This window comes from Parasegetibacter sp. NRK P23, assembly GCF_023721715.1.
Lineage (GTDB): Bacteria > Bacteroidota > Bacteroidia > Chitinophagales > Chitinophagaceae > Parasegetibacter.
This window is the reverse complement of record NZ_JAMDLG010000001.1, coordinates 3,277,916-3,302,513: the sequence shown is the minus strand read 5'-3', so window position 1 is coordinate 3,302,513 and position 24,598 is coordinate 3,277,916. Positions and strand designations below refer to the sequence as shown.

At 49.3% G+C, this 24,598-nt stretch carries 18 protein-coding genes; 9 read left to right on the top strand and 9 right to left on the bottom strand.

Annotation, left to right across the window (positions count from 1 at the left end; translation table 11 throughout):
* From M4J38_RS13330 to M4J38_RS13315, 4 genes are read right to left on the bottom strand one after another with little or no spacing between them, the layout of a single operon-like run.
* Nucleotides 1-996 (bottom strand): sensor histidine kinase KdpD, encoded by a 996-nt coding sequence (locus M4J38_RS13330; protein ID WP_251760105.1) that lies wholly within the window; start codon nucleotides 994-996, stop codon nucleotides 1-3.
* Nucleotides 997-1,008: 12 nt separating this feature from the next.
* Entirely contained in the window at nucleotides 1,009-1,476 is a 468-nt protein-coding gene (locus tag M4J38_RS13325; RefSeq protein ID WP_251760104.1) for a gliding motility lipoprotein GldH, read from the bottom strand.
* A 23-nt stretch (nucleotides 1,477-1,499) separates the two neighbouring features.
* Complete coding sequence (locus M4J38_RS13320) at nucleotides 1,500-2,375, bottom strand: YicC/YloC family endoribonuclease (RefSeq protein WP_251760103.1); 876 nt, start codon at nucleotides 2,373-2,375, stop codon at nucleotides 1,500-1,502.
* A gap of 29 nt (nucleotides 2,376-2,404) precedes the next feature.
* A complete protein-coding gene (locus M4J38_RS13315) occupies nucleotides 2,405-3,019 on the bottom strand; it encodes a pseudouridine synthase (protein WP_251760102.1) in 615 nt (204 codons plus the stop codon).
* Between the two features lie 306 nt (nucleotides 3,020-3,325).
* On the opposite strand from M4J38_RS13315, the gene M4J38_RS13310 reads away from it, so the two are divergent.
* Complete coding sequence (locus M4J38_RS13310) at nucleotides 3,326-4,264, top strand: UDP-3-O-(3-hydroxymyristoyl)glucosamine N-acyltransferase (protein ID WP_251760101.1); 939 nt, start codon at nucleotides 3,326-3,328, stop codon at nucleotides 4,262-4,264.
* On the opposite strand, the gene M4J38_RS13305 is transcribed toward M4J38_RS13310, so the two are convergent.
* The 3 genes from M4J38_RS13305 to pheS are packed head-to-tail and all read right to left on the bottom strand — an operon-like array spanning nucleotide 4,242 to nucleotide 7,145.
* Nucleotides 4,242-5,213, bottom strand: a complete 972-nt coding sequence (locus tag M4J38_RS13305) for an NAD-dependent epimerase/dehydratase family protein (RefSeq protein ID WP_251760100.1) — start codon at nucleotides 5,211-5,213, stop codon at nucleotides 4,242-4,244. The two genes, M4J38_RS13310 and M4J38_RS13305, sit on opposite strands and share 23 nt — an antisense overlap.
* A 36-nt stretch (nucleotides 5,214-5,249) precedes the next feature.
* The gene (locus M4J38_RS13300) at nucleotides 5,250-6,092 is read right to left on the bottom strand and encodes a 3-hydroxyacyl-CoA dehydrogenase family protein (RefSeq protein WP_251760099.1); all 843 of its coding nucleotides are present in this window, start codon (nucleotides 6,090-6,092) and stop codon (nucleotides 5,250-5,252) included.
* 15 nt (nucleotides 6,093-6,107) lie between these two features.
* Entirely contained in the window at nucleotides 6,108-7,145 is a 1,038-nt protein-coding gene (gene pheS / locus M4J38_RS13295; RefSeq protein WP_251760870.1) for a phenylalanine--tRNA ligase subunit alpha, read from the bottom strand.
* Nucleotides 7,146-7,193: 48 nt separating this feature from the next.
* On the opposite strand from pheS, the gene M4J38_RS13290 reads away from it, so the two are divergent.
* The 4 genes from M4J38_RS13290 to M4J38_RS13275 all read left to right on the top strand — a co-directional run bounded on the left by M4J38_RS13290 (nucleotide 7,194) and on the right by M4J38_RS13275 (nucleotide 14,343).
* Nucleotides 7,194-8,330, top strand: a complete 1,137-nt coding sequence (locus tag M4J38_RS13290) for an arginase family protein (RefSeq protein WP_251760098.1) — start codon at nucleotides 7,194-7,196, stop codon at nucleotides 8,328-8,330.
* A 147-nt stretch (nucleotides 8,331-8,477) separates the two neighbouring features.
* A complete protein-coding gene (locus M4J38_RS13285; protein WP_251760097.1) occupies nucleotides 8,478-9,485 on the top strand; it encodes a hypothetical protein in 1,008 nt (335 codons plus the stop codon).
* Nucleotides 9,486-9,488: 3 nt separating this feature from the next.
* Complete coding sequence (locus M4J38_RS13280; protein WP_251760096.1) at nucleotides 9,489-12,914, top strand: PKD domain-containing protein; 3,426 nt, start codon at nucleotides 9,489-9,491, stop codon at nucleotides 12,912-12,914.
* A 49-nt stretch (nucleotides 12,915-12,963) separates the two neighbouring features.
* On the top strand, nucleotides 12,964-14,343 hold the full coding sequence (locus tag M4J38_RS13275) for a D-alanyl-D-alanine carboxypeptidase/D-alanyl-D-alanine-endopeptidase (RefSeq protein ID WP_251760095.1): 1,380 nt from the start codon (nucleotides 12,964-12,966) through the stop codon (nucleotides 14,341-14,343).
* Nucleotides 14,344-14,567: 224 nt separating this feature from the next.
* Here M4J38_RS13275 and M4J38_RS13270 read toward each other — a convergent pair whose 3' ends face one another.
* Complete coding sequence (locus M4J38_RS13270) at nucleotides 14,568-16,310, bottom strand: M23 family metallopeptidase (RefSeq protein ID WP_251760094.1); 1,743 nt, start codon at nucleotides 16,308-16,310, stop codon at nucleotides 14,568-14,570.
* 218 nt (nucleotides 16,311-16,528) lie between these two features.
* Between M4J38_RS13270 and M4J38_RS13265 the strand changes: the two genes are divergently transcribed.
* Together M4J38_RS13265 and carB are read left to right on the top strand one after the other, a co-directional pair.
* Complete coding sequence (locus M4J38_RS13265; protein ID WP_251760093.1) at nucleotides 16,529-16,741, top strand: hypothetical protein; 213 nt, start codon at nucleotides 16,529-16,531, stop codon at nucleotides 16,739-16,741.
* 120 nt (nucleotides 16,742-16,861) lie between these two features.
* Entirely contained in the window at nucleotides 16,862-19,684 is a 2,823-nt protein-coding gene (gene carB / locus M4J38_RS13260) for a carbamoyl-phosphate synthase large subunit (RefSeq protein WP_251760092.1), read from the top strand.
* Nucleotides 19,685-19,977: 293 nt separating this feature from the next.
* Here carB and M4J38_RS13255 read toward each other — a convergent pair whose 3' ends face one another.
* The gene (locus M4J38_RS13255) at nucleotides 19,978-23,124 is read right to left on the bottom strand and encodes an AsmA-like C-terminal region-containing protein (RefSeq protein ID WP_251760091.1); all 3,147 of its coding nucleotides are present in this window, start codon (nucleotides 23,122-23,124) and stop codon (nucleotides 19,978-19,980) included.
* A gap of 142 nt (nucleotides 23,125-23,266) precedes the next feature.
* On the opposite strand from M4J38_RS13255, the gene M4J38_RS13250 reads away from it, so the two are divergent.
* A complete protein-coding gene (locus M4J38_RS13250; RefSeq protein WP_251760090.1) occupies nucleotides 23,267-23,836 on the top strand; it encodes a hypothetical protein in 570 nt (189 codons plus the stop codon).
* 23 nt (nucleotides 23,837-23,859) lie between these two features.
* Complete coding sequence (locus M4J38_RS13245) at nucleotides 23,860-24,594, top strand: LVIVD repeat-containing protein (protein WP_251760089.1); 735 nt, start codon at nucleotides 23,860-23,862, stop codon at nucleotides 24,592-24,594.
* The last annotated feature ends 4 nt before the right edge of the window (nucleotides 24,595-24,598 follow it).

Below are 24,598 nucleotides of genomic sequence, written 5' to 3'. Positions count from 1 at the left end.
TTACACTTGAAAGTTCACCGTAAATATACTGCCTGCCGGTTGATTGGCGGTAATGGAAATAGTGGCCCCGTGGTCGGCAGCGATCTTTCTGCAAAGGAAAAGCCCCAAGCCCGTGCCTTTTGTGGTGCGCGTGTTCTCATTGCCCACCCGGTAGAATTTCTCAAATACCTTATCCTTTTCTTCTTCGGCTATGCCCACCCCTTCATCTTTCACGGAGAAGTTCCACCCGTTTTTTACCCGTTCCAGTTGTACCTCAACCACCGATGTTTTGGGGGAGTATTTCACCGCGTTCTCCACGAGATTGGAGATCAGCAACTGCAACAGCATGGAATCGCCATGAAGGATACAATCCGGGGCGATATCGGAACTGAATTGCCGCCCCTGGAACCTGTTCGCGAATTCTTTCATGGTATGCGCGAGCAGCTCGGAGAAAGGCACCTGTTCCCTGCTGAAGCGGTAACCGCCCCCTTCCAGTTGAGACGATATAAGAATGTTATTGGTAAGTGTGTTCAGCCTTTCGTTTTCCTGGAGCGTGTTCTGGAGCAGTTTCTGTTGTTTCTGTTCATCCAGGCGGTGCTTAATCATCGTTTCCAGGTTCAGCCTGGTAATGGCGATGGGCGTTTTCAATTCATGCGTAACGGCCATCATAAAATGTTGCTGTTGCTGCTGGAACCTGATCTGGCGGCGCATGGCCCTGTATACGAAACCGGAGCCGAGGATGATGATGCCCAGAAAAGTAACCCCTTCGCCGATGTATTTGGCCCGGCTGCGCCGTTCGAGTGAATGGATCTGCGCCAGTTCGCGCCGGTATATTTCGGGAACGGCCGTACTGTCGATGGTCGCGTTCAGTTGCGTTACCTGGAAGCGGCGCATTTCAGCGGTCTGCAGCATCAGGGAAATGAACCACCACACCAGTGCGGTAATGATATAGATCAGCAGGAACCAGTACACCCTTGTAATGGTGCGCAATTTTTTCCTGTTGTGATCGGTCAGCATATTGTTGTGGGCTTATGGCGTTACTTTTTCAATGCGCACCCCTATGTTCATGATGTAAGGCAATGGATCTTTCCGCATAATATGTCCGATCCTGAAGCGGTGGTTGCCGGCTTTCAGTTTGATGCCGCCTTCGGGCGTAATGGGCAGGCGGTGCTCGAAGATATCGTCCATGCCGGAGCCGTTCCACCCTTCGTTATCGGCGAGGGTAAGGTTGAGGCGTTGCGGCGGCAGACTATCGGCACCATTGTTCCTTTGGAGTTCGATCCAGAGGTTGTTGAACTCATAAGCGTTCATATGCCTTACCACGATGAATACATTGTAGAACGCGGCTGTATCCGTAATGTTGAAGTTCAATTCAGGTTTGAACGAACTGCTCCATTGGTGTTCGGGAATGGCCACGTTGTTCTCGTAGGCGCCGATGGTGGTGCAGGCGGAAAAAATGACCGCCAACAGGAAGGTTATGGGGAAGAAACGTTTCAAGGGATGCGCTTTTCGTAAAGGTATTATAAAACGTTCAACACTTGTTCCTTGGCTTTCTCGAGTTCATCCTTCATCATCACCACACATTTCTGGATGGAGGAATCGTAGGCTTTGGAACCGGTGGTATTGATCTCACGACCAATTTCCTGGAGAATGAAGGAGAGTTTTTTTCCTTTGGATTCTTCGGGCTCATCCAGGATTTGTTTGAAGTAATCGCAGTGGTTGCGGAGGCGCACGTTCTCTTCGCTGATGTCAATCTTTTCGATGTAGAAGATCAGTTCCTGCTCCAGGCGGTTCTGATCGTAGTTCTCCTTGCCTACCTGGTCTTCGAGCAGCTTCACCAGTCCTTCGCGGATCCGGGTCTGGCGACGGGGTTCCAGCAGTATTACTTCCTGTTGCTGCTTTTCGATATTGGAGATGCGCAGGCGCAGGTCTTCTTCCAAAGATTTACCTTCTTCCAGGCGATGGTTGTTCAGGTCGTCGATAGCGGAGAGGATGATGTTGCGGAAGCTTTCCCATTCTTCGGGCGTAAGCGTATCGCCGGTAGGTGTGATCACTTCGGGCAACTTCAGCAGTGTGCTGAGGATATTGGAAGGATCGAGATTCAGTTCCGCGCACAAAGCGGCCACGGGCTGGTAATAGGCTTTGGCGAGGTCGGTATTGATGGTAACGGGCTTTGCGCTGCCGGTTTGTTTCAGGCTGATGGTACAATCGATGCTGCCCCTGCCGAGCCGGGTGGAAAGCACGTTGCGTATCTCAAATTCGAAGGGTTTCAGGAAGGCGGGCATTTTAAGCTGAACATCGAATTGTTTTCCGTTCAGCGATTTGATGTCGACCAGGAATGTTTTATCTCCCACGGATTGCTCCGCCCTTCCGAAGCCTGTCATAGATTTGAGCATAGTTCTCGTAATTTTCGCTGTAAAGTAGTTTATTTTCTTTTACCGGCCTTCCCTTCAAACAACAGATCATACAATTCCTTCTGGTTCATCTCCACCAGTTCACCGGGCTGCATGTTGTCTAACGTCAGCTTTCCGATACTGAACCGCACCAACCTTAAAGTGGGGAAACCAACCGCGGCGGTCATCTTTCTCACCTGCCTGTTCTTTCCTTCTTTGAGTGTAACCGCGATCCAGCTATCAGGAACATTTTTTCTGAAACGGATCGGCGGGTTGCGTTCCGGAAGTGGTGGCGGCGCATCGAATAACTTTACCCGCGCGGGAAGTGTTTGGTGCGGCTTCCCATTGATTGAAATGGACACACCTTTTTCCAGTTGCCGCTTCGCTTCTTCCGTAAAATTACCTTCCACCTGCACGTAATAGGTACGTTCATGCCGGTGCTTCGGATGCAGTAATCTTTCGTTGAGCGAAGCATCGTTGGTAAGGATAAGCAAACCTTCACTATCATAATCCAATCTTCCCACCGGATAAACATCTTTTGGAACCTGGAAATGATCTTTCAGACATGATTTCCCATCAGCGGCAGTAAACTGTGTTAGTACCTGGAACGGCTTGTAAACGATAAAATAACGGTGTATGCTTTGCATGGAAGAACGGTGCGCGTTAGGAATGAATGGCTTGAAACATTGATGAATAAAGGCTTTGCGAAGATACGTGTTTGAAGTGGAGGGCATGAAAAAAGCCCGGTTAAAAAACCAGGCTTTATTATCAAGATGGGTTAGTAAGTACCGGGAACTTTCATTCCCGACACAATATTAAAAATATTTTTTTCATAGTAGAACAAAAAGGTCAAAAATTTTATTCACATTTTTTATATGTATGTGGAAAATGGAAGCATGAAATTGGAAATGGAAACAAGTTTTTACTTTTGATGCTTCAACTAAATCATCACCATGAAATTTCCCGCACCCGTTTCCGTTCAATGGCTCGCTGAATTTCTCGGCGCGGAACTGATCGGTAATACAAACGGAATGGCTTCCGGTATTAACGAGATCCACAAAGTAGAAGAAGGTGATCTTGTATTTGTGGACCATCCGAAGTACTATGAAAAATGTATTCAATCACCCGCTTCACATATCATCATCAACCAGCGCACCGATGTTCCCGAAGGCAAATCGTTGCTGATCGTTGAACAACCTTTTGAAGCGTACCTGAAGATCGTTCAACACTTTCGTCCTTATGTACCGCAGGCATCTTCCATCAGCGATACCGCGGTGGTAGGCGAAGGTTCCATCGTATATCCCGGTGTGTTCCTCGGGCACCATGTCACCATCGGAAAAAATTGCGTATTGCACCCCGGTGTGGTGATCCGCGACTATTGTGTACTGGGTGATAATGTAGTGGTGCAATCCGGCACCGTGATCGGCTCCGATGCGTTTTACTACAATACGAAAAAGGACCGCGAAGTATGGTACCGCCGCATGGAAAGTTGCGGGCGCGTAGTCATCGCCGACTTCGTGGAAATAGGCGCGGGCTGCACCATCGACCGGGGTGTTACACATGATACTGTGATTGGTCGCGGCACCAAGATCGACAACCAGGTACATATTGGCCACGATACTGTGGTGGGAGAGAATTGTTTGTTCGCCGCGCAAGTAGGTATCGCGGGAGCCGCAACCATTGGTAACGGCGTTATTTTATGGGGACAGGTTGGCGTAAGTAAAACACTGGAGATCGGCGACAATGCCGTAGTGCTCGCGCAAAGTGGTATTCCTTCCAGTTTAGCCGGAGGAAAAACCTATTTCGGATATCCTGCTGAAGAAGCCGGTATGAAAAAACGTGAACTGGTTTGGATCAAACGCATCCCAGCTATGTGGGAGAAACTGAAGTAGCGTAGTAACGCGCGATGCGCCCGATGCTTTCGTCAAAATCCGTGTAAGAGAATCCCGGAATTTCTTTCAGAGACCTGCTGTTATCAAAAGAGACCTTCGCCATAGCCGTGCGGGTGGTTTCTTTTGTTACCAGTGGCGTTTTACCGGTAAACCATGCTTTCACCGCTTCCAGTCGCCATACAACTTTAGCAAGTATTGGCGTAACCTTTTTGTGTGGTGGTTTCTTATTCATGCCTTTCGCGATGGCGGAAAATACATTGCGGTACGTGTCCACTTTTCCGCTGAGGATGAACCTTCTTCCGGAGATATCACTTTCCATCAACAGCATCATGGCTTTCACCACATCTTTCACATCCACGAAGCCGGTGGTACCCTCGGTATACCAGGGAAATTCGTTGTACACGGTTTTAAAGATCGCGGAAGAACTTTTACCCCAGTCGCCTTCCCCAAGGATAATTACCGGGTTCACCACGGCCACCTGCAAGCCTTCACCCATGCCGCGCCATACTTCCATCTCTGCGAGGAACTTGCTCTTCCCGTAAACGGAGTTGCTGGTGGCCTCGCTCCATTGCATGGTCTCGTTGATCACCTGTCCTTCCCGTAACCGACCCAGGGCCGCCACGGAACTTACGAATACAAGTTTGCGTACACCTTTTTCGATACAGGCGTTCACCACATTCGCTGTGCCCTCCACATTGTAACGCAGGAGTTGTTTTCTTTCTTCTTTCTGAAAAGAAACGATGGCCGCGCAATGGTACACTTCCTCCACACCTTCCAGCAGCTCCTCTAACCGTTGAATGTCCATGATATCGCCCTGCACCCAGTCAATGCCCGGTAAGGCAGCAGGAAGTTCTTTGCGGTACAACGCTTTCACTTGTTTACCCTGCGCCGATAATGCCGCCAGCAGATGTGATCCTACCAAACCTGTGCCTCCTGTAACGAATATCATGGGGGAATTTTGAATGATGAATGTTGAAATTCAAATTTAATACGCATAGTAGCCCTTACCCGTCTTCCGACCCAGTTCATTGTTCCTTACTTTCTCCGCCTGTATGGGAGAAGGCTGAAAACGCGGGGCGTTGCCACACGCTTCATAAAGAGAAGTGGTAACGGCGAAGTTCACGTCGTTACCGATCATGTCCATCAGCCGGAAGGGACCCATTTTGAAACCGGCGTTTTCCAATGCGGCGTCTATCGTTTCAAAGGAAGTGTTGGTTTGTTCCGCGATGCGCAAGGCTTCCAGGTAATAATGCCTTGCCACGCGGTTCACGATAAAACCGGGCGCGTCTTTACAAACCACGGGTGTTTTACCGAGTTGTTGCGTGAAAGTGACCAGGGTTTCCATCACAGCTTCTGAAGTAGCATTACCTTTTACCACTTCCACCAGTTTCATGAGTGGCGCGGGATTGAAGAAATGCAATCCGGCCACCCGTTCAGGGTGTGGCAGGGCTGAAGCCAATGTGGATACCGACAACGAGGAAGTATTGCTGGCGAAGATGGCACCATCGCTGTTCTGCGCGGCCAGTTGGGAGAACAATGCAATTTTAGCGGGCATTTGCTCCACGATCGCTTCTATGATGATATCTGCCCTCACTTCGTTGGGATCAGCTGAATAAGCCAGCTTTTCCAGTGTAGCGTTCATGGTGGCCGCATCTATTCTTCCTTTGTTCAGCTGTTGTTCCAGGAACAGCTTGTTTGCGGTTTCCGCTTTGGCAAGTGCTCCGGCCTGCAGGTCGAACAGCAGGGTATCAAAACCGGCACGGGCACAAACGAGTGCAATTCCGCTACCCATTGTGCCCGCGCCGCATATGGCGATTTTTTTACTCATCTGTGTTGAATTTCCCTACGCCCCTTCAAACTGTTTCAAAAATCGCACATCGTTCTCACTGAACAGGCGGAGGTCTTTGATCTGGTATTTCAGCATGGTGATTCTTTCCACGCCCATGCCGAAGGCGAAGCCGGTGTATTTGTTGGGGTCGATGCCGCAGTTCTCCAGCACTTTAGGATGCACCATCCCGCAACCCAGGATTTCCACCCAGCCGGTGTGTTTACAAACATTACAGCCTTTGCCACCGCAGATCAGGCAACTGATGTCCATTTCAGCGCTGGGTTCCGTGAAAGGGAAATAAGATGGGCGGAAGCGCACTTTCACGTCTTTCCCGAACATTTCCTGTACGAAGAAGTACAAGGTTTGTTTGAGGTCGGCGAAAGAAACATTTTCGGCGATGTACAACCCTTCCACCTGATGGAAAAAGCAGTGCGCCCTTGCACTGATGGTTTCGTTCCTGAATACACGTCCGGGGCAGATGATGCGGATGGGCAGTTTGCCTTTTTCCATTTCACGTACCTGCACGCTGGAAGTGTGGGTACGCAGGAGCCAGTCGGCACCCCCGGTTTCCGGATTCTTTACATAGAATGTATCCTGCATATCGCGGGCGGGGTGGTTCTCCGGGAGATTGAGGGCGGAGAAGTTGTGCCAGTCGTCTTCAATCTCGGGACCTTCGGCAACGGAGAAGCCCAGTCGCTGAAAGATGGAGACGATCCTGTTTCTTACGAGTGTGATGGGATGGCGCGAACCGAGCGGAAGCGCATCTGCGGGCAGGCTCAGGTCGAGTCCGCTCTCTCCTTCACCGCCTTCGGAAACCTGTTGTTTCCAGGCTTCAAACTTTTCTTCGGCGAACTGCTTGAAAACATTCAGGACGGCGCCGAATTCCTTTTTCTTCTCCGCGGGAACATTCTTCATTTCTCCGAACAGTCCTTTCACGATTCCCTTGGTGCCAAGGAACCGGATGCGGTATTCCTCCAATGCTGTAGCGTTACTGATCTGCAACTGGTCAATTTCTGATTTCCAGGCTTCAATTTGTTGTACAATCTGCTCCATGGCGGCAAAGATATTCAGTTTTGCGTAGGTTTGCGGCAAAATCGTTGTATGGCTTCTCTTACGTTACTGGCAGACTTCCTCGAACCCCTGAACCTGTTCGCGCTTTCCGACGATGAAGGTTACCAGGAAGGCCAGCTTGGCACCGTGATCAAAGCTTACGAAGAGGAGTTCCCCGATCTGGACGACGCGGATATTATTCTGCTGGGCTGTGGCGAACAACGCGGTACCGGTCGGCCGGTGAACAACAATGCCGCGCCTGATGCCATCCGTAAACAATTCTACCAGTTGCATTACTGGCACCGCGATATGGTGATCGCCGATATAGGGAACGTAAAAACCGGCGCTTCCCTTAACGATACCTATGCCGCACTTTATTCCGTATTACAGGAACTCATCGCCGCGGGCAAAACAGTGGTGATCCTCGGCGGTAGCCACGACCTCACCCTGGCGCAGTACAAAGCCTACGCCAACCTGGAACGGGTGATAGAAGCCGTTTGCGTGGATGCACGCATCGACCTGGCGATCGACTCCGTTCACTGGAACGATAACTTCCTCATGGAAATGCTCACCTCAGAACCTAACTTCATCCGGCATTTCAGTCATGTGGGTTTCCAGAGCTACCTCGTTCAACCCCGTATGCTGGAAACACTCGACAAACTCCGCTTCGATTGTTACCGCGTGGGGCACGTAAAAGAAAGACCGGAAGAAATGGAGCCGGTGATCCGCCACGCCAGCCTTTTCAGCTTCGATGTGGCGGCCATCGCCCACGCCTACGCCCCCGTAAACAGAATTACCCCCAACGGTTTCAACGGAGAAGAAGCCTGCGTGCTGATGCGACAAGCCGGCCTGAGTCCCTGGATCAACACCATCGGCATCTATGGCTACGACCCCGCAATGGATGTGCAGGACATGACCGCAAAGCAGATTGCGCACATGCTATGGTATGTTGTGGACGGAAGGTTCAAAGGAAAGAACGAAGCGCCACTCTCGGATGAAACAGCTTTCAACGCGTTTCACCTCGCCTTCGCGGAAGTGGAAGCCACTTTCCTGCAAAGTAAAAAAACCGGCCGCTGGTGGATGCAACTCCCCGATAAAAGATATATTGCCTGCTCCTACCACGATTACCTGGTGGCCAGCAACAACGATATTCCCGAAAGATGGCTCCGTGCCATGGAAAGAGGGTAAAAGATTATTGCGTAGAATAAAAAATGGCTTGTCCCCTTTGGTGTGACAAGCCATTTTTGTTTTTTGTTTTTATATTGTGCATTCCCGCTCCAGTCCTATCCTAAGCCCGCCTCCATATCCCCCGATCAGTATTTAAAGCCCCTCAATATGAAAAAAAATGTACTTTTTTTTGGACTGTTCTTCCTATGCGTGACTGTTGCCAAAGCCAATGTTTTCCGAGTAAACAACCTGCTTACTACGGATAAGACGCAAAAAATATACAACACGGTGAAAGAGGCGCACGATGCGGCCGAAGTGGTGGCAGGCGACACCCTCATGATTGAAGGCACTTCAAAGATTCACGCGAACCTGGTGATCACGAAGCGCCTGGTATTGATAGGACCTGGTTTCCTGCTGAACGAAAACCCCGAAACGCAGGCCAACATCGCCCCGGCGCTTTTCTCCAAAATAACCGTAAACGCTTCGGCCGCGGGAAGTATATTTATCGGATTGAGCTTTGCTGAAACCAGTTCAGCCAACAGGTTTGAGATTGAAGCACCGAACGTAATTGTGATGCGTTGTTATTCTCCCTATGATATCATACTACTCAATGGCGCTAACAATGTACAAATAGTACAGAACCTGCTTGAAGGAGTGTATTATTCGAACAGTGGACACGTTTTTACAGGCATCGTTTTAAAGAACAACATCATCTCCTCTACCCTAAACCTTCAGTCAAGCGTAACCTACCCCAGAACCTTTTCCCTGGTTGAAAACAATATTTTTCTCCGTGGTGCGGTGTTGCAAGCCAGCACTTTCAGAAATAATATCCTGGTAGGGAACAACAATTTTACCATCCAGGCATCCTCTATCGCGAACAACCTAACCGGAAGCGGGCAACTCCCGGCAACCAACGGCAACCAGACTTACGATGCCACCAATCTTTTTGTGGGCAAAACGGGCAACAGCACGGATGGTCAATACAAGATCAAGCCCGGCTCCCCTTACCTTACGGCGGGTTACAACAATACCCAGCCCGGGATTTTCGGCGGCACAAATCCTTATGTACTCTCCGGTGTTCCACCGGTCCCTTCCATCTATGAGTTTTCCGCCGACAATTTCGGCAGCAAACAAACCGGGCTTCCGGTTCAGCTCAAGGTAAAAGCAAACCAGTAAGCCATGCGTACACTCCTATTTATCCTGCTGCTCGCGGCATGGAGCCCCCATACGTACGCCCAGGTGGCGCGGGTGGAATATTTTTTTGATGCCGATCCCGGTGCGGGAAAAGGCATGCCCCTTTCTGTTGCAACGGGCAATCAAACCGGAGGCAACTTTCAGCTCCCTATGAGTACATTGTCCAACGGTTTTCATACCCTCTTCATCCGGGCCGCCAATTCCGCCGGGTTATGGTCACATACTACATCGGCACAATTCTTTTTACAGGAAACCTCCGTTCCGCAAATCAACAGAACGGAATATTTCCTGGATACCGATCCCGGTGAAGGAAAGGGCACTTCAGTAAACGTTTCCTCCGCACCAGCGGGCAGTACTTTTTTTATACCGCTCAATACTGTTCCAGGAGGAATGCATACTTTATTCATTCGTACACGTGACGACAATGGAAGATGGTCGCATGTGAACAGCCAGGCATTCTATGTGCAGCCACATTCAGGCAGCACCGTTCCGGCCATCGAATATTTCATCGACAACGATCCGGGTATGGGAAAAGCAACGGCCGTAACCATTCCGGCGAATGGTTCATTAAATGCCATTATTCCGCTTTCGAATACACCCGTCGGGTTCCACACTTTGGGCATTCGTGCAAAAGATGATCAGGGTCGATGGGGACAAACGCAGGCTTACGCATTTTTCGTGAACGAAAGAAATGATGCGCAAATTGATCGCATTGAATACTACTTTCAAAATACGGAAGACACTTCATCTACCTATACCTATAAGGTTCCCGAACCATCCGCCTCCGTATCACTGGATTTTGACGCGGACCTCAGTGGCTTACAAGGCGAAAAAGAATATACCATGTTTCTTTACGCGGTTACCAATACCGGGGTGAAAAGCCTGGTGCACAGCAAACAAGTGAAAGTGTGCGGCGGCGCGGTGGCAGCCGCGAAATTCGGAAACATAGCAATGGGTACGGAAATCAGTTTCATCGACTCTTCCCGAGACGCAACAAAATACTACTGGGATTTTGGGGATGGAAGCATAGACTCCGTTTCTAACCCTGTTCACAAATATGCGGAAGGCGGAAATTATACCGTGAAACTGGTGGTGGAGAATTTCTGTAACAGGGACACCGTTGAACAAATTGTGAATGCGCTGACGCTGCAAAGCATCTATCCCAATAGGGGCGGAAATACGGGGAGTGTTACCGTGAGTATTTTGGGCGGAGGGTTTGCCAATCCGGGTAGCATCACGATAACGAATGGTAGCGCACAATACCAAGGAAAGGATGTATCAATAAGAAAGGGGGGGAACGAACTGGTAACAACTTTCGAACTCATAAATGCGCCACAAGGATCTTACGACTTAACCGTGGAACAACAAGGCAGTTCTTATACGCTGGCGAATGCCATAACAATTGAACCATTGGCAACACCAGACTTCAATATTACTATAGCCGGACGAAACAGTGCAAGAGTTGGCATTAAGCAGAAATATTCAATTGATGTAACCAATAAAGGTAATGTTGATGCGCATGGGGTTCCGATATGGATTGCAGTGCCTCATGGATCAACTATAGACTTTGACTTCACAGTATACACCTTAAAAAGCAGTCCTATTCACAAAGATTCTATATCGACATACTTTACGACAGATTCACTTTTCAGTTCCCGGTACGACTCAATGGATATATACCCGCTTCTTATACCCTTAATTCCGGCAGAAAGCTCAATAAAATATGACTTTGATTTAACGCAAAAATCAGTAAAGGAAACACAGCTAAAAGCGTTTGTTTTCAGCCCGATTTACGGATCGCCCCCCAACCCACAATACATTGACTGTAACTCGACTATAGTCAACAAAAGCCTTTACGAAACGTTTACTGATCAGATAAAATGCAAACAAAAAGTTGATCAGTTTTTCCGAACAAATCAGGAAAAACTCACGAAACACCCATGTGCCGGGATTTCTTACGATGCACTGGAAAGAGCGTACGGCAAAATTGGCGATTGCGATATTCATAAGTGGTATTACGGCCAGGCATTCTCTTTACCGCATATTGTTTTACAAAGCATAGCTGAACAAGGACCTGGGATAATTCTTGCTTGTGGAAGTGATGGCAGAAACATCGTAGACCTCATGAAAAGCAAAAATGCCAAAGAGGCCATTTACAAATTGCTCAAAAGAATTTTTATGAACAAGATGAAAGCAGCTGCCGAAAGTAAACTCGCCTGCTCAGGTATTTTCGGGTTCAAAGCACTGGAATCATTGCGCGTTCAGGTGGTCGCCTCCTTCGATCCCAACGAAAAAACAGGCCCCTCCGGCAACACCGCACAACACTATACACAGGGTTCCGCCCCCTTCAACTACACCATATACTTCGAGAACGTGGACACAGCAACAGCCCCAGCGCAGGAAGTAATCATTGTAGATACATTGGATAAATCGAAGTTCGACCTGTCCACCTTCCAGGTAACAGCTTACGGTTTCGCGGACTCCACCTACAAAGCGCCTCCAGGATTGAACGCTTATGCCGGTCAAACGGTATTCCGCCGCAGCGCCAAGCCCGACCTGCACGTGCGGTTCGATGCCAAACTGGATACCGCGGCAGGAGTGGTAACCTGGCGCTTCCTGAGCATTGATCCGCTTACAAGGGAGCTTACGGATGATCCATTGGATGGCTTCCTGGCCCCCAACAAAAACAAAGCGGAAGGAGAAGGTTTCGTTTCATTCAGCATTGCCCTGAAACCCGGCTTCAATACCGGAACCGCCATCAGGAACAAAGCGCTGATCTATTTCGACAACAACAAGCCCATCGTTACCAATGAATACCTGAACACCATAGATGTTACCGCGCCACAAAGCAGGGTGAACACGCTCCCCGCACAAACGCCGGATACTAGCTTCACGGTGAAATGGAGCGGCTCCGATGCACACGCCGGAGTTCGCGGCTACGATGTATATGTTGCCATAAACAATGGTCCTTTCACCCTCTGGCATTACGATATCGCGGCCACCGAAGCCGTATTCACCGGACAAAAAGACTCTACTTACCGCTTCTATTCCATCGCGAAAGATTACGCCGGCAACACCGAAGCAGGGAAAACGGGCGCTGAAGCAACGGTGAAAATCGTCCCCAACGCCATTACGCCCGTGGATGATATCAATAACCCCGGACTTGTTTTCCAGGTGAGGCCAAACCCGGTTGCGGCAAATGCTTTCGTTTTCCTGAAACTACCCCAGGCCGAAGACGTGACCATCACACTGCTGGACGTGCATGGACGTATGGTAGAGCTGGTGACCAAAGGAATGAGGTCTGCCGGAGAACACCATCTCCCGCTGCAACACGACGCGCTTCAGCGCGGGATTTATTTACTGAAACTCCAAAGTAAAACCTATCAGAAAACCATCCGCATGATGAAATAACGGCAATTGATAAAATGAACTAAATTGTTGCCCACGAACAGATGGCAACATGAAGAAGTTTAGTACATATTCTATCCCGGCGCTCACCAAAGCTTTCCTCAAACACAGGAAAAAAACAGTGGGCGCCGTTTTTATATTGATGCTGTTAACAGGATGCTCCGCGCCAAAAGCAACCACTGTTACAAGTATTAATGCTCCTTTCAGCGGAACGGTACTGGAGAACGCGCACGTGGGCGTTGTTGTTTCCGATGCAACAACAGGTGAAGTGCTCTATGCACACAATGCCGACAAATACTTTACCCCCGCTTCCAATATGAAGCTGTTCTCCCTGTACACGGCGCTTTCAGTCCTGAACGATCAATTGCCGGGCATGGACTATGTTGAAACCACCGATTCTATCTTCCTTTTTCCAACAGGAGATCCCACGTTTTTACACCCTGATTTCAAGGACCAGCCGGTATTCGATTTCCTGAAAAAAACCAGCCTTCCCCTTGCAATGACCACCGCCAACTGGAACGAAAAACATTTCGGTCCCGGATGGGCCTGGAATGATTATGATTCGTATTACATGCCGGAAAGAAGTCCCTTCCCGGTGTACGGCAATGTGATCCATTGGGTGCAACAAACACGGAAAAATGAACAACCGCTTTCCGTGGAGGACTCATTGGAAACACTGGTGCTTTCAGAACCGGACATCAACTGGAAAGTGAATTTTCTTTACGGGAAGAAGGGCAATACGTTTGGCGTATCGCGCGCGAAGGATAGCAACCATTTTTTTATTGCGGAAGGGAAAGAACCCTCGGCTACCGCCGATGTGCCTTTTGTAACCGATACACTCCGTTCGGGCCTGGAATTGCTGTACGATAGCCTGCGGAAAGACATCAGTATTACCTCCACCCTTCGCCGTGAGTTCCCTCAAACCGTTTACAGTCGTCCGCTGGACAGTGTTCTTCGTCCAATGATGCACGTGAGTGATAACTTCTTTGCGGAGCAACTCCTGCTTTGTTGTTCCTATATGAAAACAGGTTACTTCAATGCCGCATCCATCATCGATTCCATGATGACGGGACCGCTTGCCGCCATGCCCGACAAACCACGCTGGGTGGATGGCAGCGGGTTAAGTCGTTACAACTTGGTTACGCCCCGCTCCATGACCTGGCTGCTCAGGAAAATGCAGCAGGAATTTGGTATGGATCGTTTAAAACATATTCTTCCTACCGGAGGGGAAGGCACTTTAAAAAATTATTACCTCGGTCAGAAGGGACGCATCTTCGCGAAAACGGGAACACTTTCCAACCAGGTAGCCCTTAGTGGGTACCTCTATTCGAAAAAAGGGAAACTGCTGGTGTTCTCGTTCCTCATAAACAACCATACTGCTCCGGTTTCGGAGGTAAGAAGGTATGTGGAGGAGTTTTTGAGCAGGTTCTGATATTTCAAATCTTCTTTAAGGAAAATCACGTAAAGGTTAGCGCGTTATAACACTACAGAACCGTTGTTAAATAACCGTGGGCAAGGGCAGAAAACAACGTCGGTGGCACCGGGTTAACCCAAAAACACGGTTTCTCACCCAATTAACGCAATTTTCGCCATTGGAATCATCCGTGAAATCACCGTAACGGGTTGGCAGAAAAACACCATCTCCGTTGGTGCCAGTTATCGTGTAAAACTGTAAATCTTCTCTGTTTTATTTCCCGCGATATCCTCCACGGTTATTTTAAGTTCGTGCGCGCCGGGACCACATTTTTCATCTACAGGATAAATGTAGTTGCGTCCTTTATCGTTGGTGAAGCGCAACCATTTCCCATCCAGTTCAGCACGGAAGTTCTGCCACTGCTCGTAATTGTCTTTAACGGTGAAAACAAAACGCTTCGCGGTTTTAAGGTAGGTGGCTGCAGTGGCGTCGGTAAATCCTACGGGAACAATAACGGGCGGCTGTTCATCCACTACCAAACGGAACACACCGAAGTCCCTGAATTTCGCGAAGGCCCAGTCTTGTTGCCACTCCACTTTCACCACTTGTTTTTTAGCCCCTGTGACGCGCTGCATGAGTGTACGTTGCTTTTGTTCAGCGGTTATTTGTTTATTGGGTAAGATGCGGATGGCGAAATAATCCTGCAAAGGAATGTATGCTGCCCCGATGGTATGCACCGCAGAAACAACATCCGGCGCCGCGGTAACGCTGCGGGTATGGTTGATACTCACGGAATCGTACAGCGATTGTTCCCCCAGGAAAAATTCAAGGTCCTCACTTTCATACACATCCAGCATCAACGGGTAAAACCTTTTTCCTGCGGCCGGCGCTACAGGTTTGTAAGGAGTCGTTTGTCTGATTTTGAAAGAAAGGGTAGACAGGTTTCCATCTGCATCGCGCACTTCAATACGGATATCGTGGGTTTCACCATCTGAAAGGTCGATCACGCCATTGCCGGAAAAGGACCTGTAAACGCTGTTGATATACCCGGGCAATTCAGAAAGGTGCTGCAACCAGGGGCCACCATTGGCTTTGGTGCGGTAGTCGATATGCGCGTTCAGGTAACGGGTATCTTCATAACCGATTTTCTCCATCCGGAATCCGTTCACGGCTTCATCGTTGTCGTACAGCAGCATCGTATAAACGCCATTGAGGTTAGAAGAGCCGGTATGTGTATCGAAACTGGTGATGGCGAAGCTTACTTTTTCGAGACTGGTGGAAATAATCGCGGGTGTGGTCACGTATTTACCGCCCAGTTTTTTAACGGGGTACAGGGTTGGCGACTGCTCATAAACACTCCTGTTCCGGTCGTACAAAGAAAGCCGTAAAATGGAAGGGGCCACATTATCCGTGATGGGCAATCCGAACAACATGGGATTGATGCATTTGTCGGTGCTGGTTTCCCTGATCTCGAAATGCACGTGCGGACCGCCGGAACCTCCCGTATTCCCCGAATAAGCGATGAATTGTCCCTTTTTTACAGGGAAGAGCGTGGGGGGAATGTCGAGATACACCGGCCAGGATTCCTGTTTGTATTGTTGTTCCCGCACATACCTTTCCAGCTCTGGATAAAAATCGTTGAGGTGGGCATACAAAGTTGTCAGTCCGTTGGGGTGGTTGAGGTAGATGGCCCTGCCAAAACCGCCGGGTTCTACTTTAATCCTGGCCACATAACCATCGGCGGCAGCGTGCACCGGTAAGTTTTCCCGGGCCTGGGTTTTCAGGTCGAGGCCCATGTGGTAATGGTTGGAACGGAGTTCACCGAAATTCCCGCTCAGGGAAATAGGGATGTTGAGGGGATTTCTGAAGAAGTTATGGGGATAAGCCGTAGCCGGAAACAATTGCGCCCGAACCGGCAGGAGGTAAAAAATACCCAGAAACAAGATAATGCCACACTTCTCTGAAAATTTACGCGTCTTCGCCATCCTTTTACCTGTTTTTTGCGTTAATAGTGGGTCAAAGGTAGGTGAACAGGCTTATCCGGAGAACCAATGTTTGAACATCAAACCAAAAGTTCTGTTAACTTAAAAATTATATATAAAGGATACAGCGTTTGGCATGATATTTCTGTCATCAGTAAAACATCCAATCTTCCAATATGAGATTCCGCTATTAAGCCTTTAAAAATTTAAAACAGGAGCGTATGAAAACAGGATTTAAAACAAAACTTACATTGCTGGTAGCCGCCGCAGCAGGGTTTGTGGCGGGAAGATGGGGAAATTCGGAAACAAAAGACAGGTTGACACAACGCTTCAAGGTCAAACAGATCGATCAACGCCCTGCGGCTGGGGATGTGGATGTGATGCATGGCGAGGTTACCCTTGACGAGTACGAATTGTTATCGTTTCACAACTGAGTATCAGATTTTTAAACGGATGATATATCCCCGCGTGCCCGCTTCTTTTCGAAGCGGGCACTTTTTTTTGGAGTGGGGGGCGCATCTTCATACCTTTGCGCAATTTATCTCGATAAAAAAATGCCTAAAGACGCCTCCATCAAGTCGGTCCTGATCATCGGTTCAGGTCCTATCATCATCGGTCAAGCCTGCGAATTTGATTACTCCGGAACCCAGGCTGCACGCAGCCTTCGTGAAGAAGGTATCAAAGTAATTCTTATCAACTCCAACCCCGCCACCATCATGACAGACCCTATGATGGCAGACAGGGTCTATCTGCTCCCACTCACCGTGGAAAGTATTGAGCAGATCCTGGAGGAAAACCAGATCGACGCAGTTCTTCCCACCATGGGCGGCCAAACGGCCCTCAACCTGGCCAAAGAAGCCGAAGAACTCGGGGTTTGGGAAAAATTCAACGTGCGCCTGATCGGGGTAGACATCAAAGCCATCGATAAAGCCGAAGACCGCGAACTCTTCCGCCAGTGGATGATCAGAATGGGCGTGCCCGTTGCCACAGCGAAAACCGCGAACTCCTTCCTCGAAGGAAAAGAATTCGCACAGGAAATCGGTTTCCCCCTCGTAATACGCCCCTCCTTTACCCTCGGTGGTACCGGCGGTGGTTTCGTGCACTCCAAAGACGACCTCGACGAAGCGCTCAACCGCGGACTCCAGGCCTCTCCCATCCACGAAGTACTGGTGGAACAAGCCGTGCTGGGATGGAAAGAATATGAACTCGAACTGCTCCGCGATGCCAACGACAACGTGGTGATTATCTGTACCGTGGAGAACTTCGATCCCATGGGTGTACACACCGGCGACTCCATCACCGTTGCGCCGGCCATGACCCTCAGCGATACCGCCTTCCAGCTGATGCGCAATACCGCCATCAACATGATGCGCGACCTCGGTAACTTCGCCGGAGGTTGTAACGTGCAGTTCGCCCTCAACCCCGAAACAGAAGAGATCATCGCCATCGAGATCAACCCGCGCGTGAGCCGCTCTTCCGCCCTCGCCTCCAAAGCTACGGGGTACCCCATCGCCAAAATCGCCGCTAAACTGGCCATCGGATACAACCTGGATGAACTGGAAAACCAGATCACCAAAACCACTTCCGCTTACTTCGAACCAGCTCTGGATTATGTGATCGTGAAAGTGCCACGCTGGAACTTCGATAAGTTCAAGGGTGCCAACGATACCCTCGGTCTGCAGATGAAGAGCGTGGGCGAAGTAATGGCCATCGGCCGCAGCTTCACCGAAGCCGTGCAGAAAGCCTGCCAGAGCCTGGAGAACAACGCTGTTGGTCTGGGCTACTATGGCAAATCCCAGATGCACGCGGAAGAACTCATCGAATACATCAAGACCCCGAAATGGGACCGCCTCTTCCGCATCAAAGACGCGCTGATGCTGGGCGTAAGTGTGAGCACCGTAGTAAAAGCCACCAGGATCGACCGCTGGTTCATCTACGAAATTCAGAAGATCTGTAACATCGAGAAAGAGATCGCAAAATACAAACTGGAATCCCTGCCCATCGAATTGCTGCGTGAAGCCAAACACCATGGCTTCTCCGACGAGCAGATCAGCCGCATCATGCAGGATGCCAGCGAAGATGCCGTGTACGAGAAAAGAAAGGCGGCAGGCATTACCCGCGTATACAAAATGGTGGATACCTGCTCCGCAGAATTCGAGGCCAAAACGCCTTACTTCTACTCTACTTTCGAAAACGGCAACTACAACGAAAGCAAACGCAGCGATAAAAAGAAGATCGTTGTACTCGGCTCCGGTCCCAACAGGATCGGTCAGGGTATCGAATTCGACTACTGCTGCGTACACGGGCTACTCGCCATCAAAGAATCCGGTTACGAAGCCATCATGGTGAACTGTAACCCCGAAACCGTTTCCACCGATTTCGACGTGGCCGATAAACTCTACTTCGAGCCCGTTTACTGGGAACACCTCTGGGAAATCATCGAACACGAGCAACCTGAAGGGGTGATCGTGCAGCTCGGTGGTCAAACAGCGCTGAAACTCGCCGAGCGCCTCCACGAAAAAGGCATCAAGATCATCGGAACGTCCTTTGATAGTATGGACATCGCCGAAGACCGTGGACGTTTCTCCGATATGCTGAAAGAACTGGAAATTCCTTACCCGCAGTACGGCACCGCTTACGATGTGGATGAAGCCATCGTGGTGGCCAATAAGGTAGGATACCCGGTACTCGTGCGTCCTTCTTATGTACTCGGTGGTCAGCGGATGCGTATCGTGATCAACGATGAAGAAGTGGAAAAAGCGGTAGTGAGCCTGCTGAAACATATTCCCGGTAACAAAATTCTCATCGACCACTTCCTCGACCGCTGCCAGGAAGCAGAAGTGGACGCCATCTTCGACGGGGAGAACTTCCACGTAATGGGGGTGATGGAACATATCGAGCCCGCAGGTATCCACTCCGGCGACTCCAACGCGGTACTGCCCGCCTTCAACCTCACTCCGCTCGTGGTGACTACCATGGAACACTATTCCGAAAAGATCGCCCGCGCGCTGAACATCAAAGGACTGATCAATATCCAGTTCGCGATCAAAGACGGAAAGGTATTTGTGATCGAAGCCAACCCACGCGCTTCACGTACCACGCCGTTCATCGCGAAGGCTTACCAGATTCCTTACCTCAACATCGCCACAAAAGTGATGCTGGGCGCCAATAAACTCACCGATTTCAAATTCGAGAAAAAACTGAAGGGATACGCCATCAAAGAACCGGTGTTCTCTTTCAACAAGTTCCCCGGTGTGAACAAAGAACTCGGTCCGGAAATGAAATCCACAGGAGAAGCCATCCGCTTCGTGAAAGACCTGCGAGATCCTTATTTCAGGCAACTGTATAAGGACAGGAGCATGTACCTGAGTAAGTAAATTTTTACATATTCTTTTGAAAAGGATGTGCCGGGAGGTGCATCCTTTTTTTGTTTAGGGGTTTTCACTCAATTGCTTCCTGCTTCGTTCCTCGCAGCCTCGCAACGCTAAGGAGCAAGGACGCAAGGCCTTGGTTATGTTCGGTCAGGTAGTGTTGAGGATTTTTTGCTTGCGGCGGCGCGGAGCATTGAGAGGGTGCGGCAGGCAACTGCTTTGGCAGTGCAAAAGTGCAAGGATGCAAGGGATAAATTTGAGGGGAAAAGGTTCTGGGAATGTGGAGGATGGAAGACTTCTCATTTTTTCCCAAGCGCAACCTTGTAATCATCAGGGTTTCCCGTGATACGTACACTCAGGAAAGCCAGCTTCTTATCCATATCCCGGTATACAATGGCATCCTCTTGTTCAGGGTCCACTTCTTCCTTCTTTCTTCCCCCGAACAAGGCACGCCAACCTACTTGTGTTACCAGTTTAAGCGGCACCCGAACCAAGTATTCCATATTCATATCCAAAGATTGCTTCCCCCCGATCTCCAGGAAGCCCAATGAGGAATTGATATTCATCACCGGAATATGCAGCGTCGCGTCTTTTAAAGCAAGGGTATTCTTTAACGTGTCAAAACGCACCATACGAAGGTTCTTATCCTTGAAGTAAGCAGACATCGCCTGTATCGGCGCAAAGTCTACCAGACTTCCATCCGTGATGGAAATATCCATTTCCGCCTCAGATTTTTCCAGGATGGGCACCAGGTCGGGATGCATCAGGAACGTACTTTTAACCGTTCCGCTCAACATGCCATGCAGGTTCTTATTCAACTGATAATCCTGACCGAAATTATCGAAGCGGAAAAGCGCTTTGTCGAGATCGAGGTTGTTGACGGAGATGGTGCTTTTAAAATAGATATGTGTTGGATCGGATCCGTTGAAATAACCCTTCGCGTTGAATTGTCCGCCGGTGAGTTTCATGGCGAACGTATCCACATACAGGTAATGGTTGGGCTGCATGCGCAGTGTGGCTTTCAGATCCTTCAGCCATATTTTGTGGTGGTTCAGTTTTTTGATATCGGCATCCAGCTTCGCGTAAGTGAACGGGAGTTGAAAGATATTGAAAGCCGAATCATGCTGAACGGGGGCCGTGGTTTCTTTGTAATTCATCAGCGCGTCCACATCCAGGAAATCGGAAGCCAGTGTGATCCTGTTGTGTTCTTTCATCAGCAGGGAATCTTCACCGAGGTACCAGTCTATGTCGGCGCGCAGGTCACTCTTGCCCATCTTTCCATAAAAATCACGTACACGTAACCGCTGTTTTGCGTAAACGATCCGGCCCTGGAAATCTTCAAATTTCATAGGATGTACTTTCAACTTCGCTTCTGCTTTGTTGAAAACGAGGAAAGCGCCCTGAAATGTTTTGTTGTACTGCATGGCGGCGGCTCCTTTGAGGTGCAGTTCCCGCAGTTCCTCGTGGCGGTAATCTTCCGGAACGTAGTTTTCTCCTCCGTAGCTGAAGAGATCCTCCAGTTTCAGGAGATCACTGCGCAGGTCGAATTCGAAACGTGTTCTGCCGTTCTTTTCGGCTTTCAGCCACAGCGGGTAATTACTGAGTTTCCCGGAGAAATGAAAATCGGATGTATCGATCTGGCCCGTGAAATCCTTCAGTTCAAGGGTAGAATCGTTGATGAGTATGTCGGCGTGAAAGTCGTGGAACGTATGTGGGTAGTGCTTTAATTTGGCGAAGAAGTCTTCGATAAAAAACTCACCCTTTGGGATACCCGAAGTATTGGTAAGATCGGCCACTGAAGTTTTGAAGGCCATTTTCGCGGAGAAGTTACTGATCTCTTCTTTGGAGGCGGGCGTAGTAGAATCGCCCGTGAGCAGTTCGTTTAAACGAAGCAGCTTCGATTGTACGAGCAGCCCCATTTCGATGGGTTTTTCCTGGTGGTGGAATATAGCGGGGAGATCGCTGAGGTAGCCGCTCAGTGCAATGTCCGAAGCGCCCATCTTACAATGGAAAGTATCCACTTCCACTTTCCCGTTGCGCATCTGGGCGTGGAGGTTTAATTGCTCCACGGGGTGCCTGCCGCCTTTCATGTTAAAACTGAAATCGCGGATGCGCAGTTCGCTGTCGATGCCTTTCTTCAGTTGCACCAGACTGTTTTCCGGCTGTGCGAAATCGATGAGTTCATTGAAGTCCATGTCCAGCAGCACCTGCCCTTTCATCCCTTGTAATGCTTCCAGCCCGAGGAACGCTTCCAGGAACTGCAGGTTCAGATCTGAATGCAATCTCACCGCAATGTGCGGATCGGAAAAATTCTGAATAGTAAGATCGCCCTGGAAAATGCCCGTGCCTGGTTTGGCGTACATGTTTTCCACTTTCAGTTCGGCGGATGTCCAGGAGCTGTCTTTCCCATTTGAGAAGCTCCCTTTAAACGCAAGGTCCTCCAGTTTTTTATCGGATACCGTGTTCAGAAAATAACCCTGATCGCAGCCGAAATTCGCGGACAATGCATATTTTTTTCCGGGTACGAAATGGCCCTTCAGTTTTGCATCGAAGAAAACTTTGCCCTGGTTGGCGTACGGCCTGAACATCTCCCTGATGTTTTCTGGCGCGAATGCAAGGATCAGGTTGAAATCCGGCTTAGTACCCTGTAAAGTTATATCGGTGAAAAGGTCGTTGTCCGGATCGATTTTTCCGGAGAACCCGAATACGCCGCCATCCATATTCAATGTGCTGGGCGCGATGGTCACTTCACTTGTCGATTGGTCAATATCAACTTTGGTGGAAAGACTGATCTTCTTGTGTTTGAAGAAACTGGTATCGCCGTTCTGCACGAAGTTCCACTCCATATCTCCATCAAATGCGGCCATAAGATGTGGCTCCTTCATGGAGAAAGAAGCCTTTGCGGAGGAGAAATAGGATTCGAACAACAAACTGTCTTTTTCATTCAGGTAAGTAACATCCATGTTCTTCAACGTCGCCGCTTTCAGTCCGAAATGAAACGTGGAAGTATCCGTGGTTGATTCATTTCCATCCATACCTTTCGCAAGGAGCAGATTGAGTGAACCATCAGGATGTTGCACCAGATCGAGATGACCGTTCTCAATATGCAGGCGTTTCACTTCGTAGTTGCCGGAAAGAATAGATTTTATATTGAAGCCCACATAGAAGTCGGCCACCTCATACATTGGTTTTGCTGAGGTGTCTTTTGAAGCGAAGAAGCGAACATTTTTCAGGTCAACGGAAATATACGGAAACTGGCGGAATGGGGAAATATAACTGTCGCCGACAGCGAAATGCCCTTTAAAGGTTTTGTTCAGTTCACCCACCACCTGGCTCACGATGGCCTTTTGTTTTTTGTACAGGATGTAGGGGGCCGCGCACAATACCAATACCAGGAGCAGGAAGATGGCCAGCAAAGAACGCAAGAGTATCTTTTTCAATTTCATAAGCGTGGATTTACCGGGCTTTCCTCACCCAAAACGGAAGGTCGGCCAAAAAATTGCCGGGCCGTTCCGGATGCTGTGAAATTAAATTTAAAATTTATGCAACGCTTTTTTGCAACACTGTGTCACTCAGGAAACGACGCGTATGAAAAAAGTTTACTCCCATTTTTCAGCCCTTTCTCTCCTGTTGTTTTCACTGATGCTGGCCGGATGTTTTCGCCCGGTGAAGCCACAGATCAGGGCCGAAGCATATGTTCCGGTATATGGGTTTGATTCTTCGCTCCGCATGATATCCGCTTCAGGACCACAACCCACCGTGAATGCCGGCAAGTTATATGTGGTAGGCAAAACATTGTTCCAGGTGGAACTGGATAAAGGCATTCATGTAATAGACTATACCGATGAGCAAAATCCAAAAAAGCTGGGCTTCATCAACATCGGCGGCTGCAGTGAGGTAGCGGTAAAAAACAATGTCATCTTCACGAATTGCATGAACGATGTGGTGTCCATCGACATCAACGACCTCTCCGCGCCCAAAGAGCTGAACCGCGCCGTGAACGCTTTCTCCAGCGATTACTATTACAACCAGATGGCTGTGCGGCAAAAGCCGCCCTACCCCAACGTATACTATAAATGTCCCGACGGATTCCAGGGCGACGTAATCGGCTGGAAGCTGGAAAAGAATGTGGAATGGGCAAACTGCCAAACCTATTGATCTCACCCCCACAACTCCTTCAAATGAAAAATATAGTTTACAGTTTACTGATACTTCTCGTTGCCCTGCAGTTCTCCTGTACCAAAGCCGACAGTGGCGGACCTTCTCACGGCGCCGGCGGTTCCACGGCGCGTTACACGGTTGTTGGCAACTACCTCTACCTCGTGGACCATTACGACCTGAAAACATTCGATATTTCCAATCCTTCCAATCTCGTGCTGAAATCCGTTGAAAACCTGGGCTGGAACATTGAAACGATTTATCCGTACAAAGACAAACTCTTTATCGGTTCGCAATCCGGTATGTTCGTATATTCCCTTTCCGATCCTTCCAGGCCAAAACGCGAAGGCGCAGTGAACCACGTGCGTGCCTGTGATCCCGTGGTAGCCAACGATACGGTCGCTTATGTAACCCTGCGCAGCTTCGGCACAACATGTAACGGTACACAGAATGTACTGAATGTGTACAGTGTGAAACAACCACAACCCACCCTAGTAAAAACCGTGAACATGACCCTTCCCTACGGACTCGGCATTAAAAACAATGCCCTGTACGTTTGCGAAGGCACCCACGGTCTCGTGGTATTCGACATCAGTAAGGGCTTCGATCCCGCGAAGAAAAAAACACTGAAAGACGAGGAGTATTTTGACGTGATCCCGTATGGGGATTTACTCATCTGCCAGGTGAAAAGCGGGATCAGGTTCTATGATATCAGTGATCCGCTGAACCCGGTAAAGGAGGGGTTGGTGGGGAATTAGAAAA

Coding starts and splice junctions, on each gene's coding strand:
- M4J38_RS13330 (WP_251760105.1), bottom strand. CDS start 996: ATGCTGACCGATCACAACAGGAAAAAATTGCGCACCATTACAAGGGTG.
- M4J38_RS13320 (WP_251760103.1), bottom strand. CDS start 2,375: ATGCTCAAATCTATGACAGGCTTCGGAAGGGCGGAGCAATCCGTGGGA.
- M4J38_RS13315 (WP_251760102.1), bottom strand. CDS start 3,019: ATGCAAAGCATACACCGTTATTTTATCGTTTACAAGCCGTTCCAGGTA.
- M4J38_RS13310 (WP_251760101.1), top strand. CDS start 3,326: ATGAAATTTCCCGCACCCGTTTCCGTTCAATGGCTCGCTGAATTTCTC.
- M4J38_RS13305 (WP_251760100.1), bottom strand. CDS start 5,213: ATGATATTCGTTACAGGAGGCACAGGTTTGGTAGGATCACATCTGCTG.
- M4J38_RS13300 (WP_251760099.1), bottom strand. CDS start 6,092: ATGAGTAAAAAAATCGCCATATGCGGCGCGGGCACAATGGGTAGCGGA.
- pheS (WP_251760870.1), bottom strand. CDS start 7,145: ATGGAGCAGATTGTACAACAAATTGAAGCCTGGAAATCAGAAATTGAC.
- M4J38_RS13290 (WP_251760098.1), top strand. CDS start 7,194: ATGGCTTCTCTTACGTTACTGGCAGACTTCCTCGAACCCCTGAACCTG.
- M4J38_RS13285 (WP_251760097.1), top strand. CDS start 8,478: ATGAAAAAAAATGTACTTTTTTTTGGACTGTTCTTCCTATGCGTGACT.
- M4J38_RS13280 (WP_251760096.1), top strand. CDS start 9,489: ATGCGTACACTCCTATTTATCCTGCTGCTCGCGGCATGGAGCCCCCAT.
- M4J38_RS13275 (WP_251760095.1), top strand. CDS start 12,964: ATGAAGAAGTTTAGTACATATTCTATCCCGGCGCTCACCAAAGCTTTC.
- M4J38_RS13270 (WP_251760094.1), bottom strand. CDS start 16,310: ATGGCGAAGACGCGTAAATTTTCAGAGAAGTGTGGCATTATCTTGTTT.
- M4J38_RS13265 (WP_251760093.1), top strand. CDS start 16,529: ATGAAAACAGGATTTAAAACAAAACTTACATTGCTGGTAGCCGCCGCA.
- carB (WP_251760092.1), top strand. CDS start 16,862: ATGCCTAAAGACGCCTCCATCAAGTCGGTCCTGATCATCGGTTCAGGT.
- M4J38_RS13255 (WP_251760091.1), bottom strand. CDS start 23,124: ATGAAATTGAAAAAGATACTCTTGCGTTCTTTGCTGGCCATCTTCCTG.
- M4J38_RS13250 (WP_251760090.1), top strand. CDS start 23,267: ATGAAAAAAGTTTACTCCCATTTTTCAGCCCTTTCTCTCCTGTTGTTT.
- M4J38_RS13245 (WP_251760089.1), top strand. CDS start 23,860: ATGAAAAATATAGTTTACAGTTTACTGATACTTCTCGTTGCCCTGCAG.